The organism is Pseudomonas sp. SDO524_S393 (assembly GCF_054071875.1).
Genome location: NZ_JBSVVZ010000055.1, coordinates 17,151 through 26,559 on the forward strand (window position 1 = coordinate 17,151; position 9,409 = coordinate 26,559).

At 58.8% G+C, this 9,409-nt stretch carries 17 protein-coding genes and 2 other RNA genes; all 19 read right to left on the bottom strand.

Features of this window, described 5'->3' with window-relative positions; all coding sequences use genetic code 11:
* Nucleotides 1-2 precede the first annotated feature (2 nt).
* On the bottom strand, nt 3-1,559 hold the full coding sequence (locus ACW9IB_RS21625; protein ID WP_457415466.1) for a DUF935 domain-containing protein: 1,557 nt from the start codon (nt 1,557-1,559) through the stop codon (nt 3-5).
* Nucleotides 1,559-3,112, bottom strand: coding sequence for a hypothetical protein (locus tag ACW9IB_RS21630; RefSeq protein WP_457415468.1), 1,554 nt, complete (start codon nt 3,110-3,112; stop codon nt 1,559-1,561). The genes ACW9IB_RS21625 and ACW9IB_RS21630 overlap by 1 nt, the downstream gene beginning before the upstream one ends.
* A complete protein-coding gene (locus ACW9IB_RS21635) occupies nt 3,109-3,621 on the bottom strand; it encodes a DUF3486 family protein (RefSeq protein ID WP_457415469.1) in 513 nt (170 codons plus the stop codon). The genes ACW9IB_RS21630 and ACW9IB_RS21635 overlap by 4 nt, the downstream gene beginning before the upstream one ends.
* Nucleotides 3,622-3,625: 4 nt before the next feature.
* Nucleotides 3,626-3,934 (bottom strand): hypothetical protein, encoded by a 309-nt coding sequence (locus ACW9IB_RS21640; protein ID WP_069557235.1) that lies wholly within the window; start codon nt 3,932-3,934, stop codon nt 3,626-3,628.
* Entirely contained in the window at nt 3,934-4,242 is a 309-nt protein-coding gene (locus tag ACW9IB_RS21645) for a hypothetical protein (protein WP_010564659.1), read from the bottom strand. The genes ACW9IB_RS21640 and ACW9IB_RS21645 overlap by 1 nt, the downstream gene beginning before the upstream one ends.
* Nucleotides 4,239-4,460 carry a TraR/DksA C4-type zinc finger protein gene (locus ACW9IB_RS21650; protein ID WP_457415472.1) on the bottom strand — a complete coding sequence of 74 codons (222 nt, stop codon included), beginning with the start codon at nt 4,458-4,460 and terminating at the stop codon, nt 4,239-4,241. Before ACW9IB_RS21650 ends, ACW9IB_RS21645 begins: the two co-directional genes overlap by 4 nt.
* Nucleotides 4,447-5,091, bottom strand: a complete 645-nt coding sequence (locus ACW9IB_RS21655) for a DNA-packaging protein (protein ID WP_457415474.1) — start codon at nt 5,089-5,091, stop codon at nt 4,447-4,449. Before ACW9IB_RS21655 ends, ACW9IB_RS21650 begins: the two co-directional genes overlap by 14 nt.
* Complete coding sequence (locus ACW9IB_RS21660; protein ID WP_457415475.1) at nt 5,088-5,684, bottom strand: transglycosylase SLT domain-containing protein; 597 nt, start codon at nt 5,682-5,684, stop codon at nt 5,088-5,090. The genes ACW9IB_RS21655 and ACW9IB_RS21660 overlap by 4 nt, the downstream gene beginning before the upstream one ends.
* A 43-nt stretch (nt 5,685-5,727) precedes the next feature.
* Nucleotides 5,728-5,979, bottom strand: coding sequence for a putative holin (locus ACW9IB_RS21665; protein WP_457415476.1), 252 nt, complete (start codon nt 5,977-5,979; stop codon nt 5,728-5,730).
* A 38-nt stretch (nt 5,980-6,017) separates the two neighbouring features.
* Entirely contained in the window at nt 6,018-6,362 is a 345-nt protein-coding gene (locus ACW9IB_RS21670; protein ID WP_457415477.1) for a hypothetical protein, read from the bottom strand.
* 117 nt (nt 6,363-6,479) lie between these two features.
* On the bottom strand, nt 6,480-6,974 hold the full coding sequence (locus ACW9IB_RS21675) for a DUF4339 domain-containing protein (RefSeq protein WP_457415478.1): 495 nt from the start codon (nt 6,972-6,974) through the stop codon (nt 6,480-6,482).
* Entirely contained in the window at nt 6,974-7,420 is a 447-nt protein-coding gene (locus ACW9IB_RS21680; protein WP_457415480.1) for a Mor transcription activator family protein, read from the bottom strand. The genes ACW9IB_RS21675 and ACW9IB_RS21680 overlap by 1 nt, the downstream gene beginning before the upstream one ends.
* Nucleotides 7,417-7,833 (bottom strand): gp16 family protein, encoded by a 417-nt coding sequence (locus ACW9IB_RS21685; RefSeq protein ID WP_457415482.1) that lies wholly within the window; start codon nt 7,831-7,833, stop codon nt 7,417-7,419. Before ACW9IB_RS21685 ends, ACW9IB_RS21680 begins: the two co-directional genes overlap by 4 nt.
* Entirely contained in the window at nt 7,830-8,108 is a 279-nt protein-coding gene (locus ACW9IB_RS21690) for a hypothetical protein (RefSeq protein WP_339457224.1), read from the bottom strand. The genes ACW9IB_RS21685 and ACW9IB_RS21690 overlap by 4 nt, the downstream gene beginning before the upstream one ends.
* An RNA gene (locus ACW9IB_RS21695) (hammerhead ribozyme type II) lies at nt 8,109-8,179 on the bottom strand.
* Nucleotides 8,178-8,849, bottom strand: coding sequence for a DUF2786 domain-containing protein (locus tag ACW9IB_RS21700; RefSeq protein WP_457415484.1), 672 nt, complete (start codon nt 8,847-8,849; stop codon nt 8,178-8,180). The genes ACW9IB_RS21695 and ACW9IB_RS21700 overlap by 2 nt, the downstream gene beginning before the upstream one ends.
* Before the next feature lie 47 nt (nt 8,850-8,896).
* Nucleotides 8,897-9,094: a hypothetical protein gene (locus ACW9IB_RS21705; protein ID WP_457415485.1), complete on the bottom strand. Its 198-nt coding sequence runs from the start codon at nt 9,092-9,094 to the stop codon at nt 8,897-8,899.
* Between the two features lie 17 nt (nt 9,095-9,111).
* An RNA gene (locus ACW9IB_RS21710) (hammerhead ribozyme type II) lies at nt 9,112-9,182 on the bottom strand.
* A complete protein-coding gene (locus tag ACW9IB_RS21715) occupies nt 9,181-9,402 on the bottom strand; it encodes a hypothetical protein (RefSeq protein ID WP_457415487.1) in 222 nt (73 codons plus the stop codon). Before ACW9IB_RS21715 ends, ACW9IB_RS21710 begins: the two co-directional genes overlap by 2 nt.
* Nucleotides 9,403-9,409: the final 7 nt, after the last annotated feature.

Genomic DNA, 9,409 nt, shown 5'->3' on the forward strand with positions numbered 1-9,409 from the left:
GGTTACAGGCCTCTCAGAATGTCATCGCGGCCAGCCAAGCTGGCGGCCGTTAGGCCATCGGCAATGGCATCCGCCAGTTGGCTAGTGGTCATCGCTGGATAGGCTTCGATCAGCCGATCTCGGAACTCTTCCAAGCTGCTGACGGTATCGAGTAGATCCTTGATCTGCTCGACCATGTCATCCATATAAGTCGCCACAGTCCGCTCCAGCGTCCGCACCTGGTTATCAACGATATCCGGCATTACCAACGGTTTGGCTGGCAGTTGCTCGCTGTTGATCGCCTGGGCAAGTACAGGCGTGGCAACAGGCGCCGGGATACCCAATAGCTCGGCGCCCTCGGCTGGTGACGGGATATTGAGCTTGTCGCGAATCACTGACTGTTCGACTTTGAGCCCCAGCGGCACCAACTTTTCCAGCGCAGTGATCAGCAGCTTAGTGTCTTCCGGCTGCGGTACGTCGATGATCAATCGCGGATATGGACGACCAGGTGCAAAGTTCAGATCGCACCAAGGCCGCACAAAGTAGCGGTTCAAGGTGTTGGATTCGGCCTTGGCATCGGCTTGAAGCAGGTCTATACGAACTTCGTTATGAATCGTTGCCTGGGCTTGGCTGGACCCGTCATCGGTGGACATGGTCTGACCAACCACGGCCTTACTGACTTGTTTATCCCACCATTCGGCGAGGCCTTTGAAGAAGTCACCAGCACCTGCCACATTGGCGGCCTGGGTGAAGTCGATGCGCATGCTGTCCGGGATCACCGCCGCCGCATCGCTGCCCAGGTTGGCCACCGCTGACATCAGGGTGCTGATGTCTTCCTTGCTCGCACCTGCGCCGTACCGGCCGACACGCATTGGCATGCCGAAGATGTCAGCAAAGCCCATCCAGTCCTTCCACGTCCAGGCCTTGCACATGTAGCCAACAGCAGCGAGGCGCGCCAGGCCACCCCGGATTGGCAAGCCGGAGCGAATACGGGGCAGATGCACAATGAACTTGTACGGTGCCAGCGCAACGCCGTTGATCGGATCAGCCTCATCGAGCAGGCGCAGCTCCCGGCCGGTTTCTCGGTCAAATTGGAAGAAACGCTGGTCGCGCGGCTCGAAACGCTCAGGGTTCCAGGTCTTACCACTACGGTCCCACATGATTTCGGAGACGGCATAGCCTTTACCCATGGCGTCTGTCAGGTCAGCTTGCAGTTCGCCAAACTCGGGGGAGTCAACCAGCTCCTTGAGCTGGTCGGCCCGACGCACGTCCTCGGGATCATCGCTGGCTGCCTCGACCCGAACAGACAACCCCGCTACTGCCATCTTGCGAGTGCCTAACACCGAGGCGTAATGCAGGTCTCGCTCTTCCATTTCCTCGGCAAGGGTGAGGTAGTCGCTGGCCGATCCCTCGGCAGCGGCCCGCAAAATACTCGCCAGGCGCTGGGGTGTCAGGCCGTTGGCCACCGACTGGTGCCAGATCTGGCGAATGCCGGTGGTGCGGGCAGCGGCCAGCTCTTCCGTGAGTTTGTCGTACTGGATCGGGCGACCGTACTGGTCGACGATTCGGGATTGAGCCATTACCAAATGCCTTTCTGAGAGCGCCACCCAGCGCCGAGCTTGATCTCACGATCATGCTGGGTGGCTGGCTGAACGCGGTGATATTCGAAGATTTCGACAGCCTGACGGGACGCATAGTCGGCTAGCACAGCCGCGATACCGGCGTCGCCGTGGCGCTTTGGCCCAGACTTTTCGCCCTTTTCGTTGGTGCGCTTTTCGGGGATGCGAGCCACGCCCTTGACCATGCGAAAGGCACGCACGTCGCTGACCACGTCCTTGTCGGCCGGAATGTCGTAAAAGGTGTCGTCTTCCAGCGCTGCTTTGAACGGCGGCATGTTGTCGCGATACCACCCCTCGGTCAGCATCACCCGCTCGATACGGTTAAAGCCGAACTCGACAGCAGTGTCTTCCGACAGTTGCGAGCCGTTACCCCTGGCGTCATCAGCCCCTTTGAGAAAGTTGGGTAAGCGACGGATGATGTAGAACTTGATCTGAAGTTGTTGCTTGAACGGGACGTTACGCAACTCGACCACAAAGGGCGTGCGTTTGCGCAGATTCTGTTCTTTGAGCAATGGCCAGAAGACCGAGAGGTCACCAGAACGCCCGAAGTCCATGCCATAGAAGCTCTGAACGTCCAGCGGGATCGCCGAGAGCAGCGGAAGCAAATGCTCTTCGCACCACTCTAGGGACTCGGCCAGGCGCAGGTGTTCCGCAATGGTCTCGTACCCCTGCGGATACGACAGACGCAATACCGGCACTTCTCGGTTACTGCGCTGCTCGACCAGAGCCAGGCTGAGAAACGCACCACCGCCCTGGGATGGCACGCAGTCCAGCTCTTCTTCGGACGCATCGCCGTAGAAGTCGTATACGTCCTGGACCCAGGCGGACTCTTCCTCTGGCTTGTATTCAATGCCTTTGCGTAGGCAGACCCGGTGGTACAGGCCATCCGCAACGGCTTCACGGAACGAACAACGAAACAGTTCACCCTTACGTTTGCCCGCTCGGATATCGTTGATCAGCTCATTGAAGGCGTTCTCTGTCCCGTCATGGGTGCTGATTACATGGACTTCACCACCCCAGATCAACAGTGCGAGTGCAGCTTTTAGCAGCTCGGGCAGATCCTGGTGGAACGCGGCTTCGTCGATCACGACCACACCCTGACGACCCCGCAGGTTCGACGGGCGACTGGTCAGTGCAACGATGCGGTGGCCGCTGGGGAATCCAATGGTGTAGGTCTTGATGTGCTTGTCGGGATCGCTGTCGGGCCAGATGCCTTCTTCTATTTGCTCGGCCGCGTAGTTGTAGGCCCGTACCCACATGGCACAGGCCTGGATGTACTCCACGGTCATGTCCTGGTTGTAGCCCAGGTAATAGACAGTTTGACCGCCCGCTGATTTCTCGGACGCGGCTACCAGGACGTTGTCTGCGGCCTCGGCCCAGGTGAGACCGATACGCCGGGATTTTTCGCCCACTTTGAGCGGAGCGCGGATGCCGATCCACTCTTTCTGATAGTCGAGTAGCACCGCTGGGGCAAGCAGCGTGGCGGTGCTGTCCAGGACGAGGGGCAGACTCACGATGCCATCCCGAGAATCTCGCGCCGGATTTCGTCGGCCGTTTTCTGACTCATGCCGCCTTTCTTGGCGATCTTATCAACGCGTGCCGCTGCCGTTTCGACCTTCTCCTTCCACTCGGCTTGCCATTTCTTCTGCACCACCGAGGCCTTGCCCAGCTCCGCGACGGCCTTGGCCACCTTGGGTAAGTCCATTTGGTCGCCATCGCTCATAAGCAGTTTGAACAGGTGTTCCTGGACAAGTCGCATTAGCGCTTCGTTGACCGCACCTTCTTCATCCGGTGCAGCGGCCACCACGGCACGGGCCTGCTCGCTGGCCATCTTCAACGCCGAAAGCTTGGACTCAAAGTCCTGGCCATAACGATGTAGCGCCGACTTGCTGATAGAGAAACCCTGGCTCGACAGTTCGCTGGCCAGGGCTTCGTAATCGCTGAAGTTGTTTTCGGCCAGGGCCTTGTCGAGCCAGGTCTTGACCGACTTGGGCAGGCTGGCAACCTTGCTGCGTGGAGGCATGGGGTCACCAGTACTTTTCTGGTCGGGCAACGCCTGGATTGCAAGCGATGGTGTATTCCGCAATGTCGACCCCGTAGTGGGTCAGACCGCAGATCCACACACCGTTGGGCTTTTTGTCGAGCGTCACCAGGCTACGGTCGGCCAGGTAGTCGAGTTCGCGGCGCAGCTCCATGGTGGTGGCGTCGGGATAGATGCCCTGGATGGTGGACAGCACGATAGCCTCATGGGGGTCCACGGGGCGCGAAGTGTCCAGGGTCTTGATGATGTACCAGCGCAGGGACTCCCGGCGCGTTTTGGCGGCGTCGATGTTCATTACTTCAGTCCTTTTAATTGAACGGTTTCTAGCTTGAGGGCCAACGCGTCGAGCTTGGCCTCGATCACGGTTTGGCCGCGTACATAGTCTTCCCGGCGCACGTAGTGCACGGGCATGTCACCCCGCAGCCGCTCAAAGGATATTTCCAGCGTGCGCAGGCGCTCGCTATCCTTGTCCGTTATTGCAAAGCGCTGATCCAGTCGACGCTCCATTTGCATGACCATAACCTTCACCAGTCCGGCAAAAGCGCCGAGGATGGTTACGGCGATGCTCACCAGTTGCCACGCGGGCATCTCAATAGTCGTCATCGGCGGCTCCGTTTTTCGCGATGCGTTTGGCACTGCGCGCAAAGCTGCACACCTGGTATGGCCACACGGCGTTGTTCCGGGATTGGCATTTCGCAATCCTCTCCTGTGCAGAACTCGGCCGAAGGGCCGGTCAATACTTCACGTTGTGCCAAATGTGCCGCCAAGGAGGATTCGTTGTGGATCGCCTCCAGGTGACTGGCAAAGTCAGTTACTTCCATTAAGTGTCCAATCGATCAGGCGGTTGAGCTGAGCCCGGCAGGAACTGTGCAGCTCGCCGTTGCGAATCTGGTTGGCAAGGACAAGAGGCTGGGTGACGCCTGAGTCGAGGCTGTCAGCGGCTCCGGCTCCGTCGGGCGACGTAGCAATTCCGCTGGTGGCTTGTCGGGTTTGCTGGGCGGGCACTGCGGTGCCGATTCCGTTGGCGTTGTTCCACACGCGGACAAAGCCAAGAGTGAACACGCCAGCAGGCAAAGGCTCAGGGGCCGATTCGAGGGTGCGGCGATACAGGGTCGTGACACGGGCAATCTCTCCCTTGAGTTGGTCGGTGTTCTTGCGAAAGGATTCCTTTGCGTCGGCGAGCTGGGTGGCGAGCAGGTCGCCCCGATTCCGCTGAGCGCGCAGATCCTCAACCGCCTGATTGGCGGCTTTAGCTGTTGCATCGGCGATACTTAGCTGTTCCTGGGAGTGTTCTAGGCGCAGCTTGGCAATGGCTGTTTCCCCTTCGCCCAAGGCTTTGGCGTAGCCCTCGTCGAAGCCGTCCTGCCTGTTGAGGTGCAGGCCGATCACCACTACCGCGATGATGCCCACGTACCAAGCGGCGGGTTTGAGTAGGTCGAGCAGGCCATTCATTGGCACACCCCTTGGCCCCAGCCATCAGCAACGTACAGGGCTTCCCAGCGCAACAGGATCAGGCGCGGGTATTGACGGTTTTCTTTAAAAGCAGCGGCCGAGCGGCCGTTGTTGAACCGCTCGACGGAGTTGAACCAGGTCAGCGGATCGGCACCCTTAGCCGATGCCAACTTACGGTCTTTGATCACCCAGCCTAGACCGCCGTTATAGGCAGAAAGGATCAACGCCCCTTGTTCGCAGGGGCCACGCGCCTGGATGCGATTAGCCAGCCAGCGGTCGTAGCTGACAAGCGCCTGCATGGACCAAACCGGGTTATACGGTTCGATCTTGCCGAGGGCCTTGGGAAACAGCTCGGCAAGCCAGGTGGCGGTCGAGGGCATCACCTGGCCCAAGCCTTGCGCACCGACGGGCGACTTAGCGTCGAACTTCCAGCGGCTTTCCTGGTGGATCTGGGCGGCGAAGGTAGACACCGGTGCATCCAGGCCCCATTCGGCCTGGGCGATGCGGGTCAGGTCACGTCGGTAGCGTTCTGCCTGGTCCGGGATTTCGGCCTTGGCCGGTGGGCTGGCGACCAGACATACCAGCAAGCCCATGCAGGCCGTTGCTATATATAGAAGAGAACGAGAGCGCCGCATGTCAGAGCCCCAGCGTCAGGCCGAGGACGCAGCCCAGCACCACCAGGGCACGACGGATGCCCGCCATGGATTGGTCGCAGTTCGGCACCATGTCAGGCCGGGCGTACGGGAACAACGCTCGATCCAGCCAGTAACCGAGCACGCAGCCCAGCGTAACCAGGGCACATTTATAGAGAACGACGGGCAGCTTGGTCGGGGCGAGGATGGCCAAGCAGAACAGCAAGGCGATGGTGATCAACGCCCAAAAGGTCATACGAGGCGTACGGGGACGCCGCTTCGGTGCGGTGGTGGTCATTGGGATACTCGCGGTGAGTGGATGGCGGCACGCAATGCGGCCAGGTGTTGAGCAGCGACCACGGCGTTGCCGGGTACATGGACGGGGGCCCGGTACTCGGTACAGGTCGGTGTGATGGTTCTTACAGCGGGGCGTAATTTCTCTTGTTGGCGCACATGCTGCTCGATGCGACCTTCAGCCTGTGCGATATGCAGTTGCACCAACTCCAGCCAATCGGCCGGAACCTTCGCCCACAGCACCGACCGCGAAGCATCATCACCAGCAGCGAGAATGAGCTGGGCGAACTGGCGCGGCCATCGAGGCCGGGAGACTTTGGGGGATGCGGGAGCGGAATGCATCATGCGAACCTGCCGTTGGGGGAACGGTGCCAGCTTCGCGTATGGGGGAGTTTGGTTGAGTATCAGCGGGGTTTAAGAAAAAGCCCCGCTCGGTGGCGGGGCTGGATGTCTAAGTTCTTATTATCGCTGTATGACGAACAATACTGCGTTAATCAGAATCCAGACAATCAACGGAGCGTAATTGCTCTGTAGACGCTTGGATCGAAAATAAAGATAGCCCGGAACAAATACGCACCACCAAATAGCCGGAGCCTGATGGCCCGCCCGTCGTAGCTTGCCAATATCCAAGGCACAGAGCACAACGGTTAGGAACCAGATCGCAACAAAACCTGCATTCAATACACTGGTGTCAACGGCTAACCACGCAATTGGCGAAACAGCTAACAACCATACCCACAAATCGGAAACACGATCTTTCCTTAACGGCGGTGGAGTGTTAGCCAGTTCGATATTTAGCTCGCTCGATTCGACTGGAACCCAGTCGGCCATACCGGTGCGCCACACAAGAGTGCCGTGGCCAATCTTGCTGACTTTTAATAGTCCCTTGATATCGCTTTCGGTGACAGGTCCTACGCGAGAACCGCTGTCGTCATAAAACCATTGCACCTGGGTCATCAGTGGACACTCCTTCCTTGATCTTCGTCGTAGCCAAATAGGTCAGGCTCATTCTTGCGATGCAGAGCCCGTTGTCGGCGAATGATGTCATAAATCGTCTGGTTCGCAAGGTCGTACTTGCTGACCAGTTCCGGGATCGGGGTATTGTTATCCTTCCAGTCCCGATAGATTTTGGCGTCTCGCAAAGCCCGCTTAAGCGCGTCACCCCGTGGCAGGTAGACCACCTTACCGCCCATCACCGAACAAATTGCAAAAACGACATGCCGCGCCAGCTCGGCGGCTTCCACCCCTGGCTTAACCTCAACCAGAAGCTTGGCCTCGGCAATTTCCACCATCTCCCTCAATGAGCCTTCCCAACGGGAAAGCACGGTGGGGTCTTGCATATTTGCCAACACCTTCTTGGCGTCCAGTTTATCAATGTCATCTGGGAACAATTCTTCGTTCATCGCTCAGGTCTCCCATGTCGGCGGGCGTCGTAAGTCAATGCAGCAACCATCTTCTGGAGTTGACCAGGATCAAGCCATTCCACGCGCTCGACCTTGAACATGCGCAACGCCATACCGTCGGCATACGCCCAGGAGCGTTTCGCCTCGGCGAGAAAGGCCTCGATCTTGCCCACCAGCTTTTCCCGGTCCGGTGCCGCAACAGGTGCTTTGCGGCCCGGCTTTTTAGCGGGTGCAGACTCCCAACCCAACCGGACGAATTCGGCCAGTACTGCGCCGGTCTGGCGTGGGGTCAGGTCTTTGGCCGAACGCACACCCGCTACGCGATCCAACAAGGCACGGTAGGTTTCGTCATCCAGCCCAAGGTCCTTCTTGGCGATGTGGATCTTGCTCAATTGCAGGTTACGTGTAGTCACTGTCTTCCTCCTTTTATCAGTACCTGGAACGCTGCCGGGTCGGTTCGGGACAGTGCGGCGACACCATGAATAGTCATCGTAAGCGCATGGTCTGTTTCGTCGAACTTACCGGCGGTGCGGATCTGTTCCAGCTCGTTTTGGGTGCCGCTGTAGATTTCCATCTTGAGCTTGCTGGCACCCATGGCCAGGCGCTTGTCGCTGTCGCGCTTGCGCTGGGCACGTTTACGCTCGCGTGCCAGGCGGGTTTTGCGCTGTTTGGGCGTTTCGTCTGTCATGGGTGGTTGCTCATCAGTACCGGACAACCACGTCCGGCAGACCGCCCCGGCTTACCAGGACGGTTTCGCTTAATGCAGGGCGAGTTGTTCTTGGCCGTTCACACCATGGTTCAGGCGGACATCGCCTGCCGCTAGAACACCGTGCATTGCGTCAGTCAGAGCCCGTACACCATTGCCCTTGCTGGCGTTGCGGTCGCGGCAATCAAGCTTTTCCGTATCGGAATGGTGCTTGAGCATGTACGCCGCTGTTGCCGGTGAAGGCTCATCGTTGCCAGCAAACGCCATGACCTGGCGACGCACGGCCGACACCCATGCACCACAGAACACATCAGCGCGCTTGGTCTTGGTAGCTGGTTTGCAACGCTTCAATTGAGTACTGATGAAGTCACGGCGGGACTGGCGAACCTGACGCAGTAACAAGGTCATGGTGTAGCTGGCCAGCTCGGCCAATTCGCCGATAAAGCGCCATTCACCAATACCCGCCATGAACAGGACTTTGCAGGCGTAAGCCTGAGTCACGGCGCCGACCAGGTTGGCTTCCCATTGCGGCGGGGTCATCTTTGAACCACTGCGGGCGGCGCTTTCGAATACTTCGGAGAGCTGAATATCCGACTCTTCCAAACGGTACTTTTCCATTAAGGCGCGGGCCTGGCGCATTGCAGTGGCGGCTTCGTGCGGGTTATCACTTGCTGCCAGGCGCAGCAGTTTCTTGATTTTGTCTAGGGCTTTGCTGTGGTCCATATCGTCAGGTCTCAAGGATTCGGGTGATACAGAAGTTGTGTTTAGGGTTAAGCAGTTAGGGCGGCTGGCACGGCTTCACGAAAGCGCGAGGGGCTCCAGTCGCAAGACTCGTCAGCCGGGATGTGGCCGAACATTGCGGTGCAGCGATCGCAGTGCACGCAGTCGCCGCAGGTTTTGCCCTCGGGCAGGTTCATCTGGTCAGCGTTGTCCGCCGACCGTGGATACGGCTTTCGTTGCTCGCTCATGATTTTCTCCATTTATCCCTCGGCTGCTCATCAGTACCAGGCAACCACGCCTGGCAGACCGTCCCGGACGACCGGGGCGGTTTCGCTTAGTGGCGGGTTGTCGTGCCGGGTTGCCAGCGACACGCAGGAATGGCGCCTAAAATCTTTTCGCTGGCTACCAGATCGAACAGCTTGTTGAACATCCGCACAGCCTCTGTCTGGTGAGGCGTTCCCAGGTGGGTAGTCGGTACACCAGTCATATCGACGGCGACTGAGGGTTTGCCGTTTTCTTCTCGGCGGTCTTCCAGGGTGATGGTTATCTTGGCCATGGGGCGT